Here is a 25,385-nt window from a genome sequence, read left to right on the forward strand (position 1 = left end):
TTCTTTTGATAATTTTAGATTAAGAATTTTTTTATGTTTTTACCATAAAAAAATATATGGTTTAAGCCATAAGACATAAACCATATATCATTAATTTTTATTCACCAACACTATTTGACAAAGAACCATTAAAATTAAATTTATTTCAAAGATTAAGGGCTTTCCGCCTTTTTTCTTTACATAAAAAATCTCCACTATATTATGGAGATTTTTTTATGCAATATAAATTTTACAACTTGTTTATAATCTTAAATATTTTCTTTCATGGAATCTATTTTTTCTTTAGTACTATTTTCTTCTAATCCCAATCCCTTTGCAAAATACATAAGACCATTTTTTGTATCTTCTAATGTTTCAAAAGAAGCCGAAGCATAATCTATGTCATCGACCTTTTGTCCTAAAGGTTTATCATAACTTACACTCTTATCTGTAACTAAAAAATCTGGGCTTAAATTATTTACAAGTTTAAAATCAGGATTCTTTTCATCACCTATTGCACTGGCATCAGGATAAAGGGACTCTGCACCATTAGGAACTCCAACTACATTTTCATAATCCAAAACTTTTAAAGCCTTTGCAGATTTTACTGACATGGCAACAATTCTCGGATTTTCTTTTTCTACAAAAAGTTCACTTTCCATCTTTGCGTCTTTTTCTTTGTTCACATTTTCTTCGATTGCTTCTTTTGTATTAGAACTATTTTCTACAGATGCTTTCTCTTGAGATTTGCAAGAAATTAATGTCATCATTAACAATAATAGAAAAGCTCTCTTGATATAAAACTTTTTTTTCATAAAAATTACCTCACAAACTCGATTTTTCCATATTAATATGATATCACATGCCTATAAAAATATGATATCATATTAATAAAAAAAGAAAGCTTGTTGCAAAATTTATAGCTTGTATTTTTTAATACCTTATAAAATCTTAATCTAGTTATAAGCTATATTAACTGAGAAATGATTATTTTGAAAATTAGAAAAATTTCGATTTTAGGAATTTTAGCTTTGTCATTAATTTTACCTGTATATGCTGAAAGTACTGGTGCAAAAATTCTTAACAATTTATTGACAAGTGATGTAATACTTTAAAGGGTTATGATGATGAAAGTATTTATGTAAAAATTTTTTATTATGCAACTGAAGGCAATTTCCCAGAAAGAATATGGCATCAAGAAGTAAGAAATGGAAAGGTATATTCTGGTTATTTAAAATTTACTCATGACTTCGATTGTTCTGGATATTACTGTAGAGGTAAATACAGCGGTAATTATATTATGCAGGTCCAGCAGTTTAATAATTTTATACCTTCTAAAACAAAAACTGTCGTGAAAATCACGGCAGTTTTTTGTTACAAAATATTAAGTTTAAGCATTAACTTTATTTTTTTCTGCTTCTGCTTTTTTTAGCTTTGCTTCTTCAAGTTTTGCTTGTCTTTCCTTTTCCTTCTTTTCTTTTTCCCTTTGTTTCATCTTTTCCACTCTTTCAGGATATTCGCAATAAATTGCTCCTGTTGGACATTTTGAAACACAAATTCCACAGTTAATACACTTGTCATAATCAATTGTTGCCAAGTTGTTTTCTACGTGAATTGCATCCTTTGGACAATTCTTTTCACAGATTCCACATCCAATACAACCAATTGAACAATTAGTTCTCACAACTTTTCCAGGATCAAGTGATTTACATTCAACAACTGTCTTTGATTTATAAGGTCTAAGTGCAATAATTTTTTTAGGGCAAATGTCAATACATTTCATGCAGGCAACACATTTTTCCTTGTCAACTACTGCAACTCCATTTACCATGTGAATTGCATCAAATTCACAGACACTTACACAAGTGCCTCCACCACAACAGCCAAAGTTACATGCCTTTGCACCTTGTTGATAGTCTGAAATTAATCTACAATCAACTAAATCATTGTAATCATATTTATTTTTTGCCTTATTGCAATCTCCTTGACAAAGGACACATGCAATATTTCTTTCTACATTTCCTGCATTAACGCCCATTACTTGACTGACTTTTTCAGCTGTATCTGCTCCACCGATTACACAACCATTTACTGGTGCCTTTCCCTTTGCTATAGCTTCTGCAAGTCCGTCACAACCTGGAAAACCACAAGCTCCACAGTTTGCTCCTGGTAAGCAATCTCTGACTTCGGCGACCCTTGGATCTACCTCTACATAAAAAACCTTTGATGCTATTGAAAGAATTACTCCAAAAAAGGCTCCTGCAATTCCCAAAAACAACACTGGGGTAAGTACTGTACTAATTTCCATAATTACCTCCTATACCAATCCGCCGAAACCTGAAAATGCAATTGCCATTAAGCCTGCACTTATAAGTGCAATTGGAACTCCTTGAAGTGCCTTAGGTACATTGGCAAGCATTAACTTTTCTCTTAATGCTGCTATAAGTACAAGAGCAAGTGTAAAACCTACTGAAGCTCCAAATCCGCTAAATATTGTTTCTATTAAATTATATCCATTTTGAACATTTAAAACTGTTACACCAAGAACGACACAGTTTGTAGTGATAAGTGGAAGATACACGCCCATTGCTTGATAAAGTGAAGGAGATGACTTCTTAATAAACATTTCTACAAATTGTACCAGTGATGCAATTACAAGAATAAATGCAATTGTTTGTAAATACTCAAGCCCAAATTTATCTAATACAAAAATTTGAATTAACCATGTTATTGCAGATGCAAGGACAACTACAAAAGTAACGGCAATTCCCATTCCAAGAGCAGTTTCTGTCTTTGAAGATACTCCTAAGAAGGGACAAATTCCCAAGAATTGAGCAAAAACATAATTATTTACAAGTATTGTTGAAATTAAAATCGTAAAAATACTTTCTAACATTAGTCTGCCCTCCTATTAAGTAATAATCTAAATCCTGCTATTAAAAATCCAAGTAGAATAAAAGCACCTGCTGGCGCACCCATGATTCCAATTCCAGGGTAGGATTCTGGCAAAATATTTATATCAAATAATGTACCATATCCAAAGAATTCACGAACAAGACCCATTGCAATTACTGCAATAGTATATCCTACTCCTGTTCCAATTCCGTCGACAATTGATGGAATTAGAGCATTTTTATAAGCAAAACCCTCAGCTTCACCAAGAATACAGCAGTTAACTACGATTAGTGGTAAGAAAATACCAAGTGCTGAATATATTGTTTGTGAATAAGCTTGAAGTATCATTTGTACTAATGTTACGAAAGTAGCAATTACTACTATAAAACAAGGAATTCTAATTTTATCAGGTATTATATTTCTTAATGCAGATACTACCCCATTACTCATTATAAGTACAAAGGTAACTGCGACACCCATTGCTACTGAATTTGTTAAATTATTTGTAATAGCCAGTGTTGAACAAAGCCCTATAAGTTGTATGAATACGGGATTGTTTTTAAAAGCACCGTCTAAAAAAACTTTAGATAATTTCATTTAATCCTCCTCATTCATTCTTTAGAACTTCGTCATATACTTGAATAGCATCGTTAGAACCTGCTAGAGCAGCTTTAGATGATATTGTTGCTGATGAAAGCCACATAACCTCATCATCGGCCTTTGGATCCTTAGAAAGTTTTAAAGGACCTGCTGCAGATTTTCCTTCATAAGATGGATAATATTCATCTGTTGTGATTCTAGAACCAAAGCCACTAGTTTCACCATTTGAGATATTTCTAAATCCTGCGATTTTATCTCCATCAAGCAAGAAACCTAGAGCATTTGTCATAGCTCCGCCATAACCATTTGACTTTACATTCACACCATATCCAATAACTTTGTCTCCTTTTTTAGCAACAAAAATTTTTTCGATGTTTGGATATTTTTCTTTTATTGAATCTAGTTTAGCTTTGTCAAATTCTTCAAAGCCGTCTGCGTTATCGCCAAAAATAACTTTATAAGATGCAAGTGTATTTTTTAGTTCAGTTTCTGCTATTACTGGAGCAGTAAAACTATTTACAACTGCCAATAATCCAGCAGATATGGCGCAGAAAACTAAAAGTATAATTCCAAATTTTACTGGTTCTTTCATTTACTTCGCCTCCCCATATGCACTTGTTATTGTTAATTTATCAATTAAAGGTGTTGCAAGGTTCATTAGACATATTGCATAAGACACACCTTCTGGAAGAGATGCCTTTACCCTTATAACTGCAGTTAAAATTCCACATCCAAGAGCAAATATAATTCTTCCCTTTCTATTAATTGGATTTGTAGTGTAATCAGTTGCCATAAAAATAGCACCAAGTAACAAACCACCTGCAAGTAATTCATAAGGAATTACATTCACTGGAATTCCAAGAATTCCAAGACATATTGCAGTAGTTGCAACATATATTACTGGAATTTCCCAAGAAATTACTTTTCTAACTACTAAATATACAAAACCTATTAAAAGTGCAATTGCTGAAGTTTCTCCAATTACACCACCAATATTTCCAATAAACATATCGCTAATAGCTGGAAGTTTTGATAAATCTCCACTTGCGATTACTTGTAGTGGAGTTGCATAGGAAACTCCATCCATAGTTGCAGCTGAAGTTATAATACCTTGTTTTAATAATTCTGGTGAAATATAATCTGTTATTTGTTTTGGCCATGAAGCCATGAGTACAAGCCTTGCAGCAAGTGCTGGGTTCATAAAGTTAAAACCAATACCGCCAAAACATTCTTTAACAATTAAAATTGAGAAAACTGATCCGAAAGCTGCCATCCATAATGGGAAAGATTGAGGCATATTAAGTGCGATTAAAATTCCAGTTACAACAGCAGATAAATCCTTAATTTGTACAGTCTTTTTAAGTGCACTTTGAGTAATATACTCAGCTGCCACACAAGCTACTACACAAGTTAGAATAAGAAGTATTGATCTCATGCCAAAAAAATAAACTGCGGCAATCATTGCAGGAACTAGTGCAATAATTACATCTAGCATAATTTTTTGAACAGTATCATTTGATCTAATGTGTGGAGCAAGTGAAACGAAGCGAGCCTCATTTACTGTAATCGGATCTTTAGTTATTTTATTATTTTCCAAATTGATCCCTCCTATTTCTTTTGATTAGCTCTGATTTCTCTTTTAGCTAATTTAACAGATGCACTTAGATGTCTCTTTGCTGGGCAAACGAAGGAACATATTCCGCATTCCATACATTGATCAGCATGCAAATTAATACATAAATCAACATCTCCCTTTAAAATTGCATGATTAATATCTGTTGGATTAATATTTGCTGGGCAGTGATCTACGCATCTTGAACATCTAATACATGGGGATTCAATTCTTTCTTTTACTTCTCTTTCAGTGAAAACTAAAATACCTGAAGTAGTCTTTGTAATAGGCGCATCAAGGCTAAACACAGACTTGCCAGTCATAGGACCACCGCAAATAATTTCTTTAAAATTTTCCTCAACGCCTCCGCAGAAATCTAAAATATCTCCCACAGGAGTCCCTATTTTAACTAAAATATTCTTTGGTTCTTTAATACCAGAACCGCTGACAGTTATTACCCTTTCGTAAGAAGGTCTTCCTTCTATCATTGCTTCATAAAATGCAAGAGTAGTACCAACATTTGTAAGAAAAACTCCAACATCATTAGTTACACCATTTTGTGGAACAATTCTTCCAACAACGGCTTCAGAAAGTCTCTTTGAATCACCTTGTGGATATTTAGTTTGACATCCAACAACTTTCAAGTGACTCCAATTAGGATTTTTGGCAATAGCTTCTTCCATTTTTGCAATGGCATCTGGTTTATTTTCTTCAATTGCCATGTAAGAAACTTTTTGATTATAAAAATATGAGAAGATGTTTAATCCCTCTAATATTTCTTCTGCTTTTTCTAGCATAATTCTATGGTCACAAGTGAGGAAAGGCTCACATTCTGCTCCATTTATTATACATTCATCTAGCACTGGATCTTCACTCTTTAACTTAGCATGTAGTGGAAAACCAGCACCACCCATACCGACTATTCCCTTATCTTTTATGAAGGGAATTAAATCGTCAATTGGATGATCCTTATAATCTTTAAAAGATTTAAGATCATCTATCATTTCATCCTTGCCATCGTTTTCTATAACGACGCAATCACAATACCTTCCATCAGCTGTGTACATCTTTTTAATTTCCTTAACTGTACCTGATACAGATGAGTGTATATCAGCTGATATATAAGCATCAGAACTGCCCACCTTTTGACCAACTTTAACAGAATCTCCCTTTGAAACAACTGGTGAGCAAGGTGCTCCAATATGTTGTGACATAGGTATGTAAGCAATTTTAGGACTTGGCATCCTCTCAATTGCATTCTTTTCTGTCAAAGTTTTGTGTTCGTCCATGTGAACTCCACCTACGGAAAAAGTGAGATTTCTTGAACTCATAAAACTTCACCCCTTATTCGGCCTAAGCCTAATTTTTACCTTTTGTTATAATTATAACACTAAATTTATTTAAAGTATATGATTCTACTTAAAAATTTGAAAGTAGAAAATCTTTTACAAGCCTAAAAAGAAGTCATTCTTTAATTTAATTTTTTATATTTATCTGATTTTTTTAGAATAATTTTTCCCATTCATTAAATTATTTATACAAGATTTCTATAAATCTATTAATTACCTCATAAAAAATCTCACGACTTTTATCGTGAGAAAATAAACTAAAGCTTAATTTTTAATTATTTCTATCATAAGGAATGCCATCTGCCGATGGAGCTCTTGAACCCTTAACAAATACAATTAATACAATAAGGGTAATTGCATAAGGAATCATTGAAAGTATATTTGTGTCAATTTTTATTCCAATGGATCCAAGGAAAACTGAAAGGCCTTGTGCAAAACCAAATAGAAGACAAGCTAGCATTGCACCCTGTGGTCTCCATCCACCAAAAATAACTGCAGCAAGAGCTATAAATCCTTGTCCAGAAATAAGCGTCTCCCTATAATTTGAAACAACTGCAAGCGACATTGATGCTCCACCAAGCCCTGCCAAAAATCCCGATGCTAGAACACAAATGTATTTTATTTTATAAGCATCTACACCAAGAGTTTCTGCAGCCCTTGGATATTCACCTACCGCTCTAATTCTAAGTCCAAGTCTTGTCTTGTAAAGTAAAAAATAAACTATAAATACTACTATAAAGGCAATATACACTGATACATATTGTGAAAAAACAATATCTAAAAATCTAGCAATACTACCACTTCTATTTTTAAATACATGTCCAAATAAAACTGGAAGTTTATTTTCGTAAGGAATAGATTTTGACATTGCAGCTCCATCGAAAAAAAGTCTACAAAGGAAAAGTGAAAGTCCCGGCCCAATTAGATTTATTGCAATACCACTTACAACATGGTCTGCTGCAAAATTTATAGTAGCAATTGCGTGAAGAAGTGCCACTATCATACCTCCAAGTCCTCCACATAAAAAAGCAATCCAAGGATTTCCTACATAATATCCAACAATAGATCCAACTACTGCACCAACGGACATCATTCCTTCAAGTCCAATGTTAACAACTCCAGCATTTTCTGATAAAACTCCTCCAATAGCTGTATAAATAAGAGGGGCTGAATATAAAAGTGTAATTGACAAAATACTTGCTATGTTTAAAAGCGAACTATTCATTTGCTCCTCCTTTATTTACATTACTTGCTTCTTTCTTTGACCATTTTTGGAAGAAAAATTTAATCATATCTAAAAGTTTTGGCATTGCTATAAATAAAATCATAATACCAACAATTATTTTTACAACTTCTGAATAAGTGCCAATAGTGGTAAGTTTTCCTCCACCATAAGTTAACCCTGCATAGAGAAATGCCGCTGGAATTGTTCCAATAGGATTGTTTCCAGCAATAAGTGCCACAGCCATTCCATCAAAGCCATAACCTTCTTGTGCCGCCATCATTCCAATGTCTCCTGAAACTCCAAGTACAGTTATCGCTCCTGCAAGCCCCGCCAAAAATCCTGCAATTCCCATGGACTTTACAATAGATTTGTTAATATTAATTCCGCCATATTCTGCTGCCTTTTGATTGAAACCAACTGCTCGAAGTTCATAGCCTAAAGTAGTCTTTTTAAGGATATACCAAATTACTATGGCTGCCACAATGGCGATTATTATTCCAAAATTTACTGGTGGATTTAAAATATCCCTTAAAAATTTATTTTGTGCCAAAAAAGCCTTTCCACCTTCGCTCATCTTCCATTCTCCAAGAATTTTTATACTTGCAGATTTTCTTATTGGATAGGAGTTATCTGACTCAATATTTCTTAAAATTGGAAAACTCAAAAGATAATTGCTTAAATAAAATCCAATCCAGTTCATCATAATTGAAGATATAACTTCATTTACCTCAAACTTTGCCTTTAAAACTCCAACAATTGCACCCCAAAGATAACCGCAAAGTGCACCGACAATTAGTGCAACTATTCCATGAATAACAGGTGGCAAATCTAATAAAAGTCCCACTACTAAAGCACCAATTGATCCAACAATATATTGTCCTTCAGCTCCAATGTTAAAAAGACCTGTATTAAAAGCAAAGGCAACAGAAAGACCAGTAAGGATTAGTGGCACAGCCTTTACAATTGTCCATGAAATGTATTTTGGCTTGCCAAAGGCACCAAGGAAAATAACCTTGTAAGCTTCAATTGGATTTGTTCCACTGATTAAAAGAATAATAGAACCAATTAAAATTCCAAGTACAATGGCAAGCACTGTATATAAAAATCTATTTCTCTTCATTTTTACCTCCTGCCATGTATAATCCTATTTCACTCTCATTAGTTTTTTTTGCATCAAAAGTTTTTAAAATTTTACCATTATATATTACAGAAATTCTATCTGATAATGCCATAATTTCGTCAAGTTCAAAGGAAATTAGAAGCACTGCCTTGCCCTTGTTCCTTTGATTAATTAAAAACTTTCTAATATATTCAATGGCACCAACATCAAGCCCTCTAGTAGGCTGTGCTGAGATTAATAAATCTGGGTCGTCAGAAATCTCTCTTGCTAAAATTACCTTTTGTTGATTTCCGCCAGAAAGTTCTCCTGCAAGTCTTTCAATATTTCTCGGTCTAATGTCGTAATCATCTTCAAGCTTTGTTGCATATTCCTCAATATTTTTAAAATTTAAAATTCCATTTTTGGAGTATTTGTCTTTATAATAATTTTTTAAAATAATATTTTCGGAAACGCTAAAATCTAAAACTAAACCACGAAGTTGTCTATCTTCAGGAATTGAATTAATGCCCCTTTCAATAATTTCCCTTGGACTTTCATTTATAATTTCATCGCCCTTAAAAAGAATTGAACCACTCTCAGCTACTTTAAGCCCTGTAAGAGCCTCAATTAGTTCAGATTGACCATTGCCATCTACGCCAGCGATTCCATGGATTTCTCCTGCTTTCACATCTAAATTGAGACCATCTAATTTTTTTACATTTCTAAAATCTCTTGCACACAAATTTTTAATTTCTAAAATGGTTTCTCCAGCTCTTACATCCCCTTTATTTATGTCGAGATGAACAGATCTGCCAACCATCATGTCCGCAAGTTCAGACTCGCTTATATCAGAAACATTTACAGTTTTAATTTTTTTACCCCGCCTAATTATTGTACACCTATGTGCCATTTGTTTAATTTCCTTTAACTTGTGGGTTATAATTATAATTGACTTGCCTTCTTTAGAAAGATTTTTAATAATATCAATAAGTTCAGTTATTTCTTGAGGCGTCAAAACAGCTGTAGGCTCGTCAAAAATCAAAATATCAGCACCCCTATAAAGTACCTTTAAAATTTCAACTTTTTGTTGAGTTCCAACAGAAATATCCTGAATCTTTGCATCAGGATCAATTTTAAAACCGTACTTTTCAGAAAGGGCAATCACATCTTCCCTAGCTTTTTTTATATCCACCTTAATGCCCTTCATAGGCTCCATTCCAAGTACAATGTTTTCAACAACAGTAAAGGGTTCGATTAACATAAAATGTTGGTGAACCATGCCTAGTCCTGCTTTTATTGCGTCATTGGAATCCTTAAATTCTTTTTTCTCATTGTTAATATAAATTTCACCAGAAGTAGGAGAGCTCATGCCGTAAAGCATATTCATAAGAGTAGTTTTACCAGCACCATTTTCTCCAAGAAGAGAATGAATTTCACCTCTTCTAATATCAAGATCAATACCGTCGTTTGCAACAAAATTTCCAAACTTTTTTGTGATATTCTCCATGCGAACGACTAAATCTTTATTATCAATTTCCAAGACAAACGCTCCTTTTTTGTGTTTATTAAATTATACCAAAGATTTATAAATTTTAAAAATAAATTGTAATAAAAAAGCCACCTCATTTACGAGATGACTTTGAAATCATAGTAAAAATTTATTTGTATTGGTTGTAAGTTTCTTCGTTGTAAGGAACTTTAATTTCGCCAGAAATAATCTTTTGAGTGATTTCATCAACTTTCTTTAAGATTTCTGGTTTAACATTTTTATCAGAAGTTGGTGCAATACCTACTGCTCCGTCATTAGCAAGACCTAGTTCAATAGTTTTTCCACCTTCAAACTTGCCTTCTTGCATATCTTTTACAACTTGATAAACAGCAACATCGCCATTTTTCATTGCAGAAGTTAATACATTTTCAGGGGCTCTGTCGCTTTGGTCTCTATCGACACCAATTGCCCATTTGCCAGCTTCTTTGGCAGCTTCAATAACACCTTCGCCTGCTCCACCAGCTGCGTGGAATACTACATCTGCTCCATTTTGGAACATTGTAGCAGTAATTGATTTACCCTTTTGTGCATCAGTAAAATTACCAACATATTGGCTAAGAATTTCAATATTAGTTCCCTTTTCCTTAGCTGCATAATCAACACCTGCTCTGTAACCATATTCAAATCCCCAAATTATATTGCCTTCTTGTCCACCAACAAATCCAACTTTATTAGTTTCAGAAGTCATACCAGCAATATAACCAACTAAAAAAGATGGTTCTTGTGCTCTAAACATAATTCCAAGTAAATTCTTTGGAGCTTCAACTTTTTTCCCATCTGGTCCAGCTGTTACGTCTACGTCAACTATTGCATAATTAATTTCAGGATACATTGCAGCAGCTTCAGATATTGCATCGCCCATCTTAAAACCAGCGCCAACAATTAAATTCTTTTCTTGGTCAACAAAGGTTTCTAAATTTGGAGTATAATCCTTTGTATCCTTAGATTCAATGTATTCAGCTTTGATTCCAATTTCTTTTTGAGCTTTTTGAAGTCCTTCCCATACACCTTGATTAAAGGATTGGTCATTAACTCCACCCTCATCAGTTACGAATCCAACATTTACATCAGTAGCCTTAGCTTCTTCTGTAGTTTCTTTGTTAGTAGCGTTTGCATCTTTTTCTGCATTTTTTTTATTACCGCCACCACATGCAACAAGTGTCATTGCTAACAATAACACTGCAACTAAACTTAGTTTTTTCTTCATATAAAATCCTCCTATTGTTATTTAATTAAATTATATATTATAAAGATAAGTATTTCAATTTTAATATAAAGTATAACAATAAAAAAGTTTTCATAAAAAAAGCCCAACTTAGTTGAGCTTTAATCCTAAAAAATTATTTAACCTATAAATACTCTTGGAATCATAAATAATACTGAAACTACAAAATACATTAATAAAAATGCTATTGATTGTTTAATTTCTTTTATTCCAAAAGTTACATCATCATCTGCTGATAAAAATCTCGCAACAATTGATGCAATAAAACCTAAAATCGGATATACAATTAGTACTCCAAGGTTACTTGTTCCCTTGTCCATAAATCTAAAGAAAGTAGGAATCATAATAAATAATGCCCCTAGATACATTGGGAAGCTTCCCTTGTCTATCCAAATTAGTACAATTACACAAAGTGTAAGTACTAAAAACACCACTGTTGAAATTGTGTTGATCAATGAAATTTTATTAATCAAACTTTGGTTAATTAATTCTAATTTATTTATATAGTAACCGGAATTTGTATAGGCTTCCTTTACGCTATCAGTTGATTTTGTTGTTTCAGTCCAATTTTCTACCTTAGCATTAGTTACAAATATTGATGCGTCTTCAACTTTTTGTCCACCGGAAAAATATAAGGGGTTTGGACTATAATAAACTTCAAACTCATATTCTCCAACTTTTTCTGACAAATTAAGTTTTACTTCACTCACTGCCTTAAACTCTTTATTTTCAGTTTTGTTGTAAAAATCTTTAACTTTTAATTTTAATTTTTCTTCAAAAAGTGATTTATTAATTTTATCAAAATCACCCTTTAAATTTACCCTTGACTTGCTAAATTTTACTCCTTCGCCAAAGAAAATTTGTCTAACAGGTGTTCCCATTATTCTGGCAGTTGTGTCTTCACCTTTATAATCAAATTTTATATCGTATTTTATAAGTTTTTCACCGCCATCTTGGACAACAGATCTAGCAACTTGAAGATTTTCAACTCCATCGGAATTGTTAAATAAAATTCCGTCAAATTCTCTTTCCACATTTGAGTTTGGCCACATAAGAGACTTGCTAAAAAAAGCGGTTAAAGAAACTAACATAAGTGCTAATAAGAAAATTGCAAGTATTACAAGCTTTTTTATTCTCTTGTTCATTTTAAACCTCCATTATGAAAACATTTCGCTTATATTATAATAACACATGAAGAGCTTAAAATAAACAAATTTATTAGCATATTAAAGATTAGAAGCATTTATTTCTGTCCAAATTCTATCGTAAACTTTTATAAAATCGCCAAGATCTCTAAAGGCTTCAAGTGGCGGAAGTTTATCGACGTCTGGATATGCGACCTTTGAGCTTTTAATTTCATCAGGAAGAAGATCCTTTACACCCTTAACTGGTGAAGTGTATCCAACACAGTATTCTGCATTTTTAGCTTGCACTTCAGGTTTAAGCATGTAATTAATAAATTTTTCTGCTCCAGAAACATTCTTTGCATTCTTTGGTATAACCATGGAATCATACCAAATATTAGATCCTTCCTTTGGCACTACATAATCTAAATCTTTATTTTGTTGCATCATTAGAAGGGCATCACCAGAATACATAACAGAAAGATTTGCATCTCCTTGCACTACTACATCACGTCCATCATCATCGAGATAGGCATAAACTAGAGGTTTTTGTGCAATAAGAGATTCCTTTGCTTCCTGCAATTCCTTTTCACTTGTAGAATTTAGTGAATAACCAAGTCTTTTTAGTGCAATGCCAATAGTATCTCTTTGTGAATTATACATAATTATTTGGTCTTTATATTTTTCATTCCACAAAATGTTCCAAGAATCAACTGGGTCTGTAACTTCCTTTTTATTGTAGACAATTCCCACAGTTCCCCAGAAATATGGCACTGAGTATTTATTTTCCGGGTCAAAGGTTGGATTTTTTAAATTATCTTCAACTCCATCAAAATTTGGAATGTTTTTAAAATTAATCTCTTGAATTAATCCTTCCTTAGAAAGCCTTTCAATCATATAATCACTTGGCACTACTACATCGTACTTGTCTTGTGATTGAGTCATCTTTATATAAAGATCTTCATTAGAAGCATAAGTGTCATAATTTACTTTTATTCCTGTTTCCTTTTGGAAGTCCTTTAAAATTTGTGGATCTATATATTCACCCCAGTTATATACATAAATTTCTTCCTTTGCACTTTTATCTTTGCCACAAGCCGTTAAAGTTAAAAGCATTAATAGTGATAGTGCTAAAATTATTTTTTTCATAGATTCACCTCAAAATTTTTATTTTTTTCACTTCTCTTGTTTATTATTACAAGTAAAATTAATAACGATACTAACATAAGCGTTGAAACTGCATTTATTGAAGGATTTATTCCCTTTCTAGCCATTGAGTAAATTGTAATTGATAAATTTGAAACTCCTTGACCTGTATTGAAGAAGGAAATCACAAAGTCATCAATTGAAAGTGTAAAGGACATCAAGGCTCCTGTAAGTATTGCAGGCTTTATTTGTGGAATCACCACATGCATAATTGCATATGTAGGTGTCGCTCCTAAATCTAATGCTGCTTCAACTGTATTCTTATTTAACTGATTTAATTTTGGAAGAATTGACAAAATTACATAGGGGATGCAAAAAGTAATGTGTGAAATAATCATTGTCGTGTAGCCCATTCTTATATTAAATAGTCCAAATAACCCCATGAGTGCAACTGCCGTTACAATGTCTGGGTTTATCACTGGAAGATAATTTATATTTAATATCGCATCCTTTTTAAAGCCACGAAGTTCATTTATTGCAATAGCAGCAACTGTTCCCACAACTGTAGAAATAACTGTTGCAACTACTGCAACAAAAATTGTAGTCCAAAGAGATGATAAAATTGCCGGGTCGTTAAAAAGTTTTTTATACCACTTTAGAGTAAAGCCTGCCCAAGATCCCCTTAACTTTGAATTGTTAAAACTAAAGACTACTAAAATAACTATTGGTGCGTACAAAAATATAAAGGTCAAAAACAAATAAATTCTATCTACTATTTTTTTCACATCAATCCTCCTTGCATTTCTCCAGTTTTAATTTTTTTATTAAACAATTTTGGCACAAGTAAAATCAAAAGCATGATAATTATTAGCACCATGGAAATGGCAGAACCAAAGCCCCAATCTCCCGTGAAAGTAAATTGTTTTTCGATTAAATTTCCTATTAAATAGAAGTTGTTTCCACCAAGTAAGTTTGGCACTACAAAAGTAGAAATTGCAGGGATAAATACCATAGTTATGCCCGTATAAATGCCAGGGAGTGAGAGTGGAAAAATAACTTTTGCAAAAACTTTAAAATCATTTGCTCCAAGATCCTTTGCAGCTTCAATTAATTTTGGATCCATTTTTAGAAGCACTGTATAAATTGGAAGAACCATAAAGGGCAAAAAATTGTAAACCATACCTATCATAATCGCCTTAGAATTGTACATTAAGTCCCAAGGTCCAAGTCCAAAAAGTCCAATAAATTTATTTATAAGACCATTATTTCCAAGGAGAGTTAGCCAAGCATAAGTCCTTAGTAAAAAATTCATCCACATTGGAATTATAAAAACTAAAATCAAATTATTTCTCACTTTTTCACTCATTTTTGAAATAATATAGGCAACTGGATATCCAATAACTAGACAAAAAAGAGTTGAAACAGCAGCAAGAATTATTGAAGTAATTAAAATTTTTACATATAAAGGCTCAAAAAACCTTGCAAAGTTATCTAGAGTAAAGGAAAAATCAGATAAATTTGTATTGGAACTTAATGCATGAGCCAGTATCAAAAATAGTGGCAACACAATAAAAACTAATCCCCAAAATAAATATACTATTGAAAATTTTTTCATATCAGCCTCATTACATGTATTAAATCAGGTTTTATAACAATGCCTGTCCTCTCTCCCACTTCTCTTTTTTCCGTTGATTGCACAAGCATGCTATAACCATCTACATCCACAGTCATTTCGTAGTGAACACCTTTAAAGACTAAACTAGTAACAGTCCCTTCAATTTGATAGTTTTCATCTACTAAAAGCACATCTTCAGGTCTCACAACTACTTCAACATCTTCCCCATTATTAAATCCCTTGTCCACGCAGACAAAATCATAATCTAAAAATCTTACCTTAAAGTCCTCTAACATTTTTGCTTTAATAATATTTGATTCACCAATAAAATCTGCAACAAAGGCATTTTTTGGCTCATTATAAATATTTAGCGGAGTATCCATTTGTTGAATTTCACCATTATTTAAAACTACAACAGTATCGCTCATGGAAAGAGCCTCTTCTTGATCGTGAGTAACATAAATAAAGGTTATGCCCACACTTTTTTGAATTCTCTTTAACTCAATCTGCATGGCTTGTCTAAGTTTTAAATCAAGTGCACCTAGAGGTTCATCTAGCAAAAGAACCTCAGGTTCATTTACAAGTGCCCTTGCAATAGCAATTCTCTGTTGTTGACCACCAGAAAGAGATTCAATTTCCCTATTTTCAAATCCCTCTAAATTTACGAGTTTTAAAACTTCCCTTACCTTTTCTTTTATAAGATTTTTGTCCATTTTTTTAATATTAAGACCAAAGGCAATGTTTTTGTAGACATTCATATGTGGAAAAAGAGCGTACTTTTGAAAAACTGTATTTATCTTTCTCTCATAGGGCTCTTTATTTGTAATATCATTGCCATTAAAAAGAATTTCTCCTTTATCTGGTGCTTCAAAACCTCCAATTAATCTTAAAATAGTTGTCTTTCCACAGCCGCTTGGACCTAAAATTGTGAGAAATTCATCCTTTTTAACCTTAATATTAAAATCCTTTAAAATCACATTGTCGTCAAAACTTTTTGTAACATTTTTTAATTCAATTACATAATTTTCCATAATTCACCGCCTAAAAATTTGGTGGAGAGGAAATCCACAAAATTTCACTTACGCATTTTCCTTCATTTTTTAAATAATGAGAGCTATTTGCTTTAAAATAAAAACTTTCGCCCTTCTTAACCTTATATTCTTCATTTCCATAAACAAGAACAACGCTACCCTTTATCACATAGCCAAATTCTTCGCCCTCATAGGGCTGTATCTCTTTAGAACTTCCACCGGGACTTATCCTTATTCGCATGGGTTCCATTTCATTTTTTTGTGCATTTGGAACAATCCAATCAAGAGTATATCCAAGCTCATCATTTACACTTTCAAAAAAATCTTCATCTTTAAAAGTAATTTTTTCATTTTCCTTTCTTTTAAAGAATTTATCTGGCTCAGTTCCAAGAGCTTCCAAAATATCCAAAAGAGAATCCACTGACGGCGATGTCAAATTTCTTTCAATTTGTGAGATAAAACCCTTAGTAAGTTCCGATCTATCTGCAAGTTCTTCCTGAGTAAGACCCTTTTCAATTCTCATATCTCTTATTTTATTTCCAATATCCATTACATCACCTAAAATATTAAACAAATTACTTAATTTACTAAACTCATTAGAGTATAATTGTTAAAGATATTAATGTCAATAGAAAAACAAATTTAATAAAGTAAATTTTTTGTCAAATATAATTTACTACACTAAATAATATTGATATTGTTTAAAGTTCAAAAAATTACTTTTAATCCTAATTAAAATCTTTTATCTTGTGTTATAATTTTTTTGAGGTGTTACATTGAATACTATTAAAAACAGATACAATTCCATAGATTTTTTACGTGGCTTTACTATTATAAATATGATAATTTTTCACGCCTTATTTGACCTCGAAAATTTCTACGGTTTTAACTTTAATCACGACTTTTACTATTACCAACAGTATATTTGCATTTCTTTTATTTTGATTTCTGGTTACTCTACTAATTTTTCAAATAATTTTAAGAAAAAGTTTTTTATTTTAACTGGACTTTCTCTTTTAATAACCTTAGGCTCCTATATTTATTCCAGAGAAGATGCGATATATTTTGGCATAATTCACTTTTTTGCAGCAGCAACATTAATTCACATTATTTTGAAAAATTACATAAAAAAAATAAATCCAAAATTTGGACTTATTATCAACACAGTTTTATTTGTAGCTTTAAAGAATATTTACTATGGAAGTATTTTCTTTAATAAATTTCAACTTCCAAAATCCTTTTACGATCTGAATTTATTTTTTCTCGGTCTTCCCAGCAAAAATTTTTCATCAGGAGATTATTTTCCAATAATTCCATGGATATTTTTATTCTACATGGGCTATTTTCTCTTTGATTTTATTAAAGTTACAAAAAAAGAAGCCTCCCACAATTTTATAAATGTCATGGGAAGGCATTCTCTTTTAATATATTTTCTTCATCAAATTATCTTAATTGGAGTTTTCTCAATTATATTTAGCATTAAATAGATTAGTCTAAATACTTCCACTGGCGCCTCCGCCGCCAGATGAACCTCCACCGCCGAAGCCACCAAAGCCTCCGCCTGATCCTCCGAAGCCTCCTCCGAAACCGCCACTTCCTCCGAAGCCTCCTCCGAAATCGTCGTCAAAGCCTCTCGGTCCCCAGAAGATTATAGGTCCTCTTCGTCTTCTTCCTCGAGAGCCAGGTCCACCAGATCCACGACCTGAACCTCCAAAAATTATTGAAATTATAAATAAAATAATTATAATTTTAATAATTGACTCAAAAACACTGCCTTCTTCATTATATTCATTAGAATAATCAATTTCTTCTTGAGGCTCTCTAGCCACTATGTCCACATCGTATTCCCTTTCATATAATTTAACAATTTGAGCATAGCCTTCTAGGATTGCCTTCTCAAAGGGTCTGTCGCCTTCATTTTCAGAAACAACTTTTCCCATAACCCTAATAATCCTCGAAGCATAGGCATCGGGAATAAAACCCTCAGAGCCATATCCCGTCTCTATTCTCACATATCTATGTGTATCGTCTAATAATGCCACAAGCAATAGAACTCCATTATCCTCGTCTTTATCTCCAATTTTTATATCATTAAAAATTTTCGTGCCATACTCTTCAATAGAATAATTTTCTAAATCCTTTACTACAATTACGGCAATTTCTCCACCAGTTTTCTTTTTTAAATCATAAGTTGTCTTATTTAAATAATCTATTGTATCTTGGCTAAGAGTATTTGTCTCGTCATAGACATTATAGGACATATTGTTTTTGTCAAAGGCTGCATAAACATTGAATATCAAGGTGAATACAAATAAAATTGTAGCTGCCAATTTTTTCATCTTAATCACCTAAAACTTAACTTCTGGTACTTTATTATCCTTTTCTGAAACCTCAAAATAATCTCTTGCACTAAATCCTAAAATTTTTGCAATAATATTTGTTGGAAATCTTCTAACTTTTTGGTTGTAAATTTTAACTGTTTCGTTATATCTCATTCTTTCAGTGGCAATCCTATTTTCAGTGCCTTCAAGTTGTGCTTGTAGATCTAAGAAATTTTGATTTGTCTTTAGCTCTGGATAGTTTTCTACCACTACATTTAACCTTCCAATAGCTTCTGTCAAATTATCATTTGCTTCAGCAAGTTCCTTAGGTGTGCTTGCCTCAGAAATACCAGCACGAGCCTTTGTTATTTCTGTAAAAGTTTCCTTTTCGTGGCTTGCATAACCCTTAACAGTTTCTACAACATTTGGAATTAAATCTGCACGCCTTTTTACTTGGTTTTGAACTTGTGCCCATGCACCATTTACATCCTCATCTAGTTTAACTAGATTATTCCACTGTCCGCCAAAGAAAATTGCAAATACAACGACAATAGCTATTATTGCAATAATCCCCACAGCACCTCTGTTTTTATTCTTCATTGCTTCCTCCTATTTTTTCTATTTTCATTTTATTTAAAGCTTCATCTACGAGCTTGTCGCAGTCAAGTTTTTCCTCAGATTTTACTATTCCCTCCACAGTTGGCGTCAAAAGTGGATGCTTTGGCAAAAACACCGTACAACAATCTTCAAAGGGAAGGATTGATGTCTCGTAAGTATCTATGTCCTTGGCTATGTCTATAATATTTACCTTATCCATGCCAATAAGTGGTCTAAAGACAAGTTTTTCTGTAATATCATTAGTAACCTTTAGACCATCAATAGTTTGTGATGCAACTTGTCCAAGGTTTTCTCCAGTGATAATGCAATCATATCTCCCTTCTTTTGCAATTTTATCTGCAATTCTCATCATAAATCTACGGGAGATAATAGTCATCTCATCCTCAGGACAATTTATATTAATTTCCTTCTGAATATCCAAAATATTTACAGAATAAAAAGTTAATTCTCCAGAAAAAGTAGAAATATCCTCTGCAAGTTTTTTTACCTTTTCCTCTGCCCTTTCAGAAGTGAAAGGATAGGAATGGAAGTGCAAACAGTCCACGAGGACACCTCTTTTCGCCATTAAAAATCCAGCAACTGGAGAGTCAATCCCACCAGAAAGGAGGAGAAGTCCCCTGCCATTTGTGCCAGATGGAAGTCCACCATAAGCCTTAAATTTGTCTATATAAATATAAGTATCCTTTTTTAAATCGCAGTAAACATAAAAATCCGGCTGGTGAACATCTACTTTTATATCAAAATTTTTAAGGACAATGCCGCCTATTTTGGCACTTATTTCCATGGAATTAAGCGGGAAGGATTTGTCGCCTCTATTTGTCTTTACCTTAAAAGTTTTGTAATTTGGGTTTTTTTTCAAAGCTTCATCCACAATTGTTATTACGCCTTCTTCAATTTTATCCCAATTAGTTTCCACAACATAACAAGGCGCAATATAGACAATGCCAAAGACGTGTTTAAGACGATTTATCATCTTGTCCTCATTATCAGCCACAAGTTCCACATAGACCTTTCCCATATTTTGATAAATTTTGCCATGGTCAATATTTCTAAGATTTCTCTTAATAGTTGAAATAAGTTTATTTACAAATTTATATCTATTTTTTCCCTTTAATACAAGCTCACCAAGGGAGAGCGCCATAACTTTTTTCATTTTATCACCCCCTAATAATATTTCTAATTTCACCTACATACTTAACAAGTTTTTCCACAAAAATATCTATTTCTCCTTTTGTAGTATCCTTTGAAGTACAAACTCTTATTGTCCCTTCTGCATACTTATCTGATAGACCAATTGCCTTTAAAGTATTGGACTTGTGTGTACCATTAGAATTACAAGCAGATGCCGTTGAAATGTAAATCTCATCGCCTTCTAAGTAGTGGAGGAGAACCTCTGCCCTAATATCTAAAATTGAAAGAGAAATTATAAAATCCGTAGCATTTTCTGGCGTATTTATCTTATAATCCTCTAAATTCTCCCCTAATTTCTCAAGAAAATAATCCTTTATCTCTTTCGCATGGCTAAGCCTCTTTTCTAAATCTCTTTTAGTGAGTTCACAAGCCTTGCCAAAACCAAGTATGCCAGGCACATTTTCCGTACCCGATCTAAGACCTCTTTCTTGACCACCGCCAATTACAAGACTTTCTATGTTTAAATCCCTTCTTTTGTAAAGAGCGCCCATGCCCTTTGGCCCATAGATTTTATGTGAAGAAAAAGAAAAAGTATCGCAGCCCAAGTCCTTTACATCAACGGGAATTTTTCCAACAGCTTGAACTCCATCAACATGGCACAAAATATTTTTGTTTTTTGACTTTGCAATATCAAAAAGTTTTCTAATATTATTTACAGTACCAAGCTCGTTGTGAACATAGATGAGAGAAACTAAAATGGTATCCTCACTTACCGCTTCTTTAAACTTTTCTACATCGACTGCACCAGTATTGTCCACATCTAAATAACAAACATCGTAGCCAAGTTCTTTGTAGTGCTTAAATTGATCGTCAATAGATGCATGTTCAATGGCAGAAGTTATAATCCTCTTGCCCCTTCTCCTATTTTTTAGAATAGCACCATGTATAGCAATATTATTGCTTTCCGTTCCTCCCGATGTAAAATAAATTTCATCAGCATTAGCACCAATAAGTGCAGCGACATTTTTTCTAGCAACCTCAATTTCCCTTTCAACCCTATGACCAAAGCTGTGAAGAGACGAAGGATTTGCAAAATCATGGACAAGTGCCTTCATCATCATATCAATAACTTCCGCATCGGGCTTTGTAGTTGCACAATTATCTAAATAAATCATAAATCTTCCTTCTATCATAATAAAAACTTTCCCATATATTATACTATAATATGATTGTCGATTCTATTTATAATTGGAATTAGAATTACGGTGAAAAATTATAAAATTGCAAAAAATTTAATGATATACTTATATTGGTGATAGCGTGAAAAAATTAGAAAGAAAAACTAAAAGAACTTCAAAAAATTACATAAAAATAGAAACTTCTGGACTTTCACGAGAAATTGATTCCCTTATCGCAGTGAGTATAATAGAAAAAAATTCAGAAATAGTAAAAACTTTTTGCATAGAAAATTTCAAAGAAGAGAAAAAATTGTTGGAAGAAGTATTACCCTTGATTTCAGGAAGAGAACTTGTATCCTACTCTGGCAAATCCTTTGACATACCCTTTATAAAATCAAAAACAAAATTTTATTTTAATAAAGACATAGATTTAAATTTCATCGACCTACAAGAAATCACAAAAAAATATAACTTTATATTTAATCTATCCTCCCATTCAAATAAAGCACTTATAGAAAAGTTTATCGAAAAAGAAGCATTAAAGGACAAAAAAAATTACGAAGGCATAAAAATAAAAACACTTTTCAAAAAATATGTAGAAGGCGAAAAAGAATCCTTAGAAAAAATTTTAGAATATAATTTTATTAGCTTAGAAAATTTAATTTCTTTGGACTTAAAAATCAGTGAAAATTTATGTAAAGAATTATCCCTCAATATTTTAAATTTTATGTTTTTTATAGAAGATTTAAAACTAAAAAACAATACCATAGAAATTTTGGGACTGACAAATTATAATAAAAATTACTTTAATACAAAGGAACAATACACCCTCGAAATAAATAATAGAGATATAATAAAAAATTCCAGAGGATTTTTAAATTTTTGTAAATTAGAAAACAAAGAGGAACTTGCAAAAGATTTTCCAACTCAAAACAAAAAATTTAGCCTAAAGATAAATACAGAAGACGCACTTTATGACGCCAAAAATCTTTGCTACTACATTCAAAAAAAAGACCTTCCCTTTGAAATCTTAAATCGAGAAAAAATAAAAAGCCCCTCACAAATTATCATCCTCTATTACAAAGACCACAAATTTAAAAACGAAAAAGAAGTCATGAAAAAAATAATAGAAAAAGAATTAAAATATTAAAAAAATTTAGACCATCTAAAAATATTGAAGATGGTCTAAAACTATAAATTCCCTTTAAAATTTTATCAATAAATTCTTTATAATTAAATTGTATATTGCAAACCCTTATAAAGAACTTACTCGTAAAAATCCCTTCCAAATTTTAAAAATATGTAAAAGAAAAGACCGATTGCTCGGTCTTTCTTCTTTGCACAATTTATCTTCTAATATAAATTGTAGCTGTTCTAGCTTCTCCATCCCATTCAATGTCTTGGTCTACTCCATCAAGAGTATTTCCATTAGTTAAACCAAATACATTTGCTACATTAGTAACTGGTACTAGAATTCTGTCATTGATGTTAAGAGGTTTAGCATCCATCTTAATAGTCTTTCCATTTGAAAGAACAATTTCGTCGCTGTCAATTTGAATTACAGCAGTTAAACCGTCCTTAGTAAATGTTGCTGTCCTAGTCTTAGCATCCCAATTAACATCTGCTCCAATAGCTTCTGCTACATATCTTAATGGAAGCATAGTTCTGTCATTTCTAATGACAGGAGTAACGTCCATCTTGTGATCAGTAGACTTGTAGTTTCTAACTTCTTGGTAATCATATTCATCAATGTGGAATATATACCAAAGTTTGTCGATAACTGTTGAACCTTGACCAGTCTTTCCAGGTACTACTGTATAAACTGGATAAGTTGGAGTCTTGTGATCTCTACCACGAATTATCGGTTCATCAACTTCACCTGGAGTATATCTTTCTTTAACAACTGTAGTTGCTGATGTTGGTGTCTTTCCTTCTTCAGTTTGAGTTGCTCTAATAACATCACCTGCTTTAGGTTCTTTGCCATCAGGTACAATTACTGACCAAGTTCCATCATCATTAACCTTAGTTTCACCAATAATATTTCCATTATCATCAGTTACAACAATATCCGCTCCTGGTTCACCTTTACCAGTGATAACTTTATCGCCTTCAATTACATCATTAATTGCTGGTGTAGCTGAATTATTGTCATCAACTTTTGCTTCTACTTTTACTGGATCTGATGGATCTTTTCCATCTTCTGTTTGATTTACATATACATCAGTTGGTTTCTTATCATCAGGTAATTTGTCAACTGGGATTTCCCATTTTCCGCCATCATCTACTGTTGTAGCGATTGGTTGTCCGTCTTTTCCTTCTATTGGTTGTCCCTTGTCATCTACTACTGTTATTGTAGATCCCTTTGTTCCTTCTCCTGTAATATTTTCATCATCTTTTCCTACTGGATTTACTGTTGGAACAGCTGATTGTTCTTTGGATGGAACTTTTACTGGATCTGATGGATCTTTTCCATCTTCTGTTTGATTTACATATACATCAGTTGGTTTCTTATCATCAGGTAATTTGTCAACTGGGATTTCCCATTTTCCGCCATCATCTACTGTTGTAGTGATTGGTTGTCCGTCTTTTCCTTCTATTGGTTGTCCCTTGTCATCTACTACTGTTATTGTAGATCCCTTTGTTCCTTCTCCTGTAATATTTTCATCATCTTTTCCTACTGGATTTACTGTTGGAACAGTTGACTTTTCATTTTTAGTAAATGTTGCAGTAAATGTTTCATTACTAATTACAACTTTTAATGCTGGATCCCAACTTGCAGGTGCTGTCCATCCAGGGTTCGCAGAGTAAGAAATAGTAGTATAATCCGCAAGATTTGTACCCGGTTTTACTCTTGCTAGTACTGTTTCTCCTGATTTATCCTTAACATTAACCTTTCCAGCCCCTTCAGGAAGTGCCTTAAATGTTACAGTTATATAATCAGATGGTATTGGCTTATCATCTGAACCCTTTGTCGGAATAGGATCAGTTGGTAAATATGGGATTATAACATCCTCTGTTTCTTCTATTGTTTGTTTTGTTGCACTTGCTTTGAATTCTTGGTCTTCATTTACTACTGTTTCTTTTGCAGGTGTCCATGTTACTGTTTTGTATCCGTCTTGGGCTTCTGCATTAGGGAACTTCTCTGCTGGTACTGCTGTACCTTTCTTTACAATTATTGGTGATACTTGTCCCCAGTCTTTTATTGATGCTTCATCTCTTGTAAATGTTACTGTTGCTGCATCACTTGGTACTGGTTTGTCTGTTGGTTTTGTATCTCCGCTTTCATATACATATAACATTTGATTTTCTACTTCTAGTGTTGATTGGTCTTCAAATGTTACTAGTAATGTTCCTTCGAATTCGCCTTTTGCATCTGAAGTTCTTGCTGGGTCTGTTTTGTCTGTTACTGTTGCTGCTGCTAGTAGTGCTGCTATTTGATCTTTCTTAGCTTCTTCTTTTGCTGCTACTCCATTTGCCCATGTGATTGCATCGCCTTTCCATACTGCTATGTCTACTGGCTTCAATCCTCCTAGTGCTGTTACTTCTTCTGCTTTTGTATTCTTTGTTGCACTTGCTTTGAATTCTTGGTCTTCATTTACTACTGTTTCTTTTGCAGGTGTCCATGTTACTGTTTTGTATCCGTCTTGGGCTTCTGCATTAGGGAACTTCTCTGCTGGTACTGCTGTAC

The 25,385-nt window shown here is 32.7% G+C and carries 24 protein-coding genes; 2 read left to right on the forward strand and 22 right to left on the reverse strand.

What is annotated here, in order from left to right; translation table 11 throughout:
- Positions 1-248 precede the first annotated feature (248 nt).
- From HKO22_RS09730 to HKO22_RS09810, 17 genes are all read right to left on the reverse strand, one after another.
- Positions 249-794 (reverse strand): substrate-binding domain-containing protein, encoded by a 546-nt coding sequence (locus HKO22_RS09730; protein ID WP_169970350.1) that lies wholly within the window; start codon positions 792-794, stop codon positions 249-251.
- Positions 795-1,369: 575 nt separating this feature from the next.
- On the reverse strand, positions 1,370-2,287 hold the full coding sequence (locus HKO22_RS09735) for an RnfABCDGE type electron transport complex subunit B (protein ID WP_075659076.1): 918 nt from the start codon (positions 2,285-2,287) through the stop codon (positions 1,370-1,372).
- Between the two features lie 9 nt (positions 2,288-2,296).
- On the reverse strand, positions 2,297-2,875 hold the full coding sequence (gene rsxA / locus HKO22_RS09740) for an electron transport complex subunit RsxA (protein ID WP_075659077.1): 579 nt from the start codon (positions 2,873-2,875) through the stop codon (positions 2,297-2,299).
- Entirely contained in the window at positions 2,875-3,471 is a 597-nt protein-coding gene (gene rsxE / locus HKO22_RS09745) for an electron transport complex subunit RsxE (RefSeq protein ID WP_169970352.1), read from the reverse strand. The genes rsxA and rsxE overlap by 1 nt, the downstream gene beginning before the upstream one ends.
- 10 nt (positions 3,472-3,481) lie before the next feature.
- A complete protein-coding gene (locus HKO22_RS09750) occupies positions 3,482-4,066 on the reverse strand; it encodes an FMN-binding protein (protein ID WP_075659079.1) in 585 nt (194 codons plus the stop codon).
- A complete protein-coding gene (locus tag HKO22_RS09755) occupies positions 4,067-5,071 on the reverse strand; it encodes an RnfABCDGE type electron transport complex subunit D (protein ID WP_169970354.1) in 1,005 nt (334 codons plus the stop codon).
- Between the two features lie 11 nt (positions 5,072-5,082).
- Positions 5,083-6,417 carry an electron transport complex subunit RsxC gene (gene rsxC / locus HKO22_RS09760; protein ID WP_169970356.1) on the reverse strand — a complete coding sequence of 445 codons (1,335 nt, stop codon included), beginning with the start codon at positions 6,415-6,417 and terminating at the stop codon, positions 5,083-5,085.
- Positions 6,418-6,706: 289 nt separating this feature from the next.
- Complete coding sequence (locus tag HKO22_RS09765) at positions 6,707-7,660, reverse strand: ABC transporter permease (protein WP_169970359.1); 954 nt, start codon at positions 7,658-7,660, stop codon at positions 6,707-6,709.
- The gene (locus HKO22_RS09770) at positions 7,653-8,780 is read right to left on the reverse strand and encodes an ABC transporter permease (RefSeq protein WP_169970361.1); all 1,128 of its coding nucleotides are present in this window, start codon (positions 8,778-8,780) and stop codon (positions 7,653-7,655) included. The genes HKO22_RS09765 and HKO22_RS09770 overlap by 8 nt, the downstream gene beginning before the upstream one ends.
- Positions 8,767-10,299, reverse strand: coding sequence for an ABC transporter ATP-binding protein (locus tag HKO22_RS09775; RefSeq protein WP_328819361.1), 1,533 nt, complete (start codon positions 10,297-10,299; stop codon positions 8,767-8,769). Before HKO22_RS09775 ends, HKO22_RS09770 begins: the two co-directional genes overlap by 14 nt.
- A 118-nt stretch (positions 10,300-10,417) precedes the next feature.
- Positions 10,418-11,515 carry a BMP family lipoprotein gene (locus HKO22_RS09780; RefSeq protein WP_075659085.1) on the reverse strand — a complete coding sequence of 366 codons (1,098 nt, stop codon included), beginning with the start codon at positions 11,513-11,515 and terminating at the stop codon, positions 10,418-10,420.
- 137 nt (positions 11,516-11,652) lie between these two features.
- Positions 11,653-12,678: a hypothetical protein gene (locus HKO22_RS09785; RefSeq protein WP_075659086.1), complete on the reverse strand. Its 1,026-nt coding sequence runs from the start codon at positions 12,676-12,678 to the stop codon at positions 11,653-11,655.
- Positions 12,679-12,759: 81 nt separating this feature from the next.
- Positions 12,760-13,806, reverse strand: a complete 1,047-nt coding sequence (locus HKO22_RS09790; RefSeq protein WP_075659087.1) for an ABC transporter substrate-binding protein — start codon at positions 13,804-13,806, stop codon at positions 12,760-12,762.
- Entirely contained in the window at positions 13,803-14,588 is a 786-nt protein-coding gene (locus HKO22_RS09795) for an ABC transporter permease (protein ID WP_075659088.1), read from the reverse strand. The genes HKO22_RS09790 and HKO22_RS09795 overlap by 4 nt, the downstream gene beginning before the upstream one ends.
- A complete protein-coding gene (locus HKO22_RS09800) occupies positions 14,585-15,418 on the reverse strand; it encodes an ABC transporter permease (RefSeq protein WP_075659089.1) in 834 nt (277 codons plus the stop codon). Before HKO22_RS09800 ends, HKO22_RS09795 begins: the two co-directional genes overlap by 4 nt.
- Entirely contained in the window at positions 15,415-16,449 is a 1,035-nt protein-coding gene (locus HKO22_RS09805; protein ID WP_075659090.1) for an ABC transporter ATP-binding protein, read from the reverse strand. The genes HKO22_RS09800 and HKO22_RS09805 overlap by 4 nt, the downstream gene beginning before the upstream one ends.
- Positions 16,450-16,459: 10 nt before the next feature.
- Positions 16,460-16,999, reverse strand: coding sequence for a helix-turn-helix domain-containing protein (locus HKO22_RS09810; protein ID WP_075659091.1), 540 nt, complete (start codon positions 16,997-16,999; stop codon positions 16,460-16,462).
- 226 nt (positions 17,000-17,225) lie between these two features.
- Between HKO22_RS09810 and HKO22_RS09815 the strand changes: the two genes are divergently transcribed.
- Positions 17,226-17,936, forward strand: a complete 711-nt coding sequence (locus HKO22_RS09815) for a heparan-alpha-glucosaminide N-acetyltransferase (RefSeq protein WP_169970363.1) — start codon at positions 17,226-17,228, stop codon at positions 17,934-17,936.
- A 6-nt stretch (positions 17,937-17,942) separates the two neighbouring features.
- Here the strand turns inward: HKO22_RS09815 and HKO22_RS11030 are convergent, their stop codons facing one another.
- The 4 genes from HKO22_RS11030 to HKO22_RS09835 are packed head-to-tail and all read right to left on the reverse strand — an operon-like array spanning position 17,943 to position 21,694.
- The gene (locus HKO22_RS11030; RefSeq protein WP_075659092.1) at positions 17,943-18,788 is read right to left on the reverse strand and encodes a TPM domain-containing protein; all 846 of its coding nucleotides are present in this window, start codon (positions 18,786-18,788) and stop codon (positions 17,943-17,945) included.
- Between the two features lie 9 nt (positions 18,789-18,797).
- Positions 18,798-19,370: a LemA family protein gene (locus tag HKO22_RS09825; RefSeq protein WP_075659093.1), complete on the reverse strand. Its 573-nt coding sequence runs from the start codon at positions 19,368-19,370 to the stop codon at positions 18,798-18,800.
- A complete protein-coding gene (gene thiI, locus HKO22_RS09830) occupies positions 19,360-20,541 on the reverse strand; it encodes a tRNA uracil 4-sulfurtransferase ThiI (RefSeq protein WP_075659094.1) in 1,182 nt (393 codons plus the stop codon). Before thiI ends, HKO22_RS09825 begins: the two co-directional genes overlap by 11 nt.
- 4 nt (positions 20,542-20,545) lie before the next feature.
- Positions 20,546-21,694: a cysteine desulfurase family protein gene (locus tag HKO22_RS09835; protein ID WP_075659095.1), complete on the reverse strand. Its 1,149-nt coding sequence runs from the start codon at positions 21,692-21,694 to the stop codon at positions 20,546-20,548.
- A gap of 145 nt (positions 21,695-21,839) precedes the next feature.
- On the opposite strand from HKO22_RS09835, the gene HKO22_RS09840 reads away from it, so the two are divergent.
- Positions 21,840-22,847, forward strand: a complete 1,008-nt coding sequence (locus HKO22_RS09840; RefSeq protein ID WP_075659096.1) for a ribonuclease H-like domain-containing protein — start codon at positions 21,840-21,842, stop codon at positions 22,845-22,847.
- Between the two features lie 196 nt (positions 22,848-23,043).
- Here the strand turns inward: HKO22_RS09840 and HKO22_RS09845 are convergent.
- A partial coding sequence (locus HKO22_RS09845) for a stalk domain-containing protein (protein ID WP_235932855.1) occupies positions 23,044-25,385 on the reverse strand: 2,342 nt, incomplete at its 5' end.

The organism is Peptoniphilus faecalis, assembly GCF_012976305.1.
In the GTDB taxonomy this organism is placed as follows: domain Bacteria; phylum Bacillota; class Clostridia; order Tissierellales; family Peptoniphilaceae; genus Peptoniphilus_A; species Peptoniphilus_A faecalis.

Excerpts from the sequence above, each read along its gene's own strand:
- HKO22_RS09730 (WP_169970350.1), bottom strand. The coding sequence starts at position 794 with ATGAAAAAAAAGTTTTATATCAAGAGAGCTTTTCTATTATTGTTAATG.
- HKO22_RS09735 (WP_075659076.1), bottom strand. The coding sequence starts at position 2,287 with ATGGAAATTAGTACAGTACTTACCCCAGTGTTGTTTTTGGGAATTGCA.
- rsxA (WP_075659077.1), bottom strand. The coding sequence starts at position 2,875 with ATGTTAGAAAGTATTTTTACGATTTTAATTTCAACAATACTTGTAAAT.
- rsxE (WP_169970352.1), bottom strand. The coding sequence starts at position 3,471 with ATGAAATTATCTAAAGTTTTTTTAGACGGTGCTTTTAAAAACAATCCC.
- HKO22_RS09750 (WP_075659079.1), bottom strand. The coding sequence starts at position 4,066 with ATGAAAGAACCAGTAAAATTTGGAATTATACTTTTAGTTTTCTGCGCC.
- rsxC (WP_169970356.1), bottom strand. The coding sequence starts at position 6,417 with ATGAGTTCAAGAAATCTCACTTTTTCCGTAGGTGGAGTTCACATGGAC.
- HKO22_RS09765 (WP_169970359.1), bottom strand. The coding sequence starts at position 7,660 with ATGAATAGTTCGCTTTTAAACATAGCAAGTATTTTGTCAATTACACTT.
- HKO22_RS09770 (WP_169970361.1), bottom strand. The coding sequence starts at position 8,780 with ATGAAGAGAAATAGATTTTTATATACAGTGCTTGCCATTGTACTTGGA.
- HKO22_RS09780 (WP_075659085.1), bottom strand. The coding sequence starts at position 11,515 with ATGAAGAAAAAACTAAGTTTAGTTGCAGTGTTATTGTTAGCAATGACA.
- HKO22_RS09785 (WP_075659086.1), bottom strand. The coding sequence starts at position 12,678 with ATGAACAAGAGAATAAAAAAGCTTGTAATACTTGCAATTTTCTTATTA.
- HKO22_RS09790 (WP_075659087.1), bottom strand. The coding sequence starts at position 13,806 with ATGAAAAAAATAATTTTAGCACTATCACTATTAATGCTTTTAACTTTA.
- HKO22_RS09800 (WP_075659089.1), bottom strand. The coding sequence starts at position 15,418 with ATGAAAAAATTTTCAATAGTATATTTATTTTGGGGATTAGTTTTTATT.
- HKO22_RS09805 (WP_075659090.1), bottom strand. The coding sequence starts at position 16,449 with ATGGAAAATTATGTAATTGAATTAAAAAATGTTACAAAAAGTTTTGAC.
- HKO22_RS09810 (WP_075659091.1), bottom strand. The coding sequence starts at position 16,999 with ATGGATATTGGAAATAAAATAAGAGATATGAGAATTGAAAAGGGTCTT.
- HKO22_RS11030 (WP_075659092.1), bottom strand. The coding sequence starts at position 18,788 with ATGAAAAAATTGGCAGCTACAATTTTATTTGTATTCACCTTGATATTC.
- HKO22_RS09825 (WP_075659093.1), bottom strand. The coding sequence starts at position 19,370 with ATGAAGAATAAAAACAGAGGTGCTGTGGGGATTATTGCAATAATAGCT.
- thiI (WP_075659094.1), bottom strand. The coding sequence starts at position 20,541 with ATGAAAAAAGTTATGGCGCTCTCCCTTGGTGAGCTTGTATTAAAGGGA.
- HKO22_RS09835 (WP_075659095.1), bottom strand. The coding sequence starts at position 21,694 with ATGATTTATTTAGATAATTGTGCAACTACAAAGCCCGATGCGGAAGTT.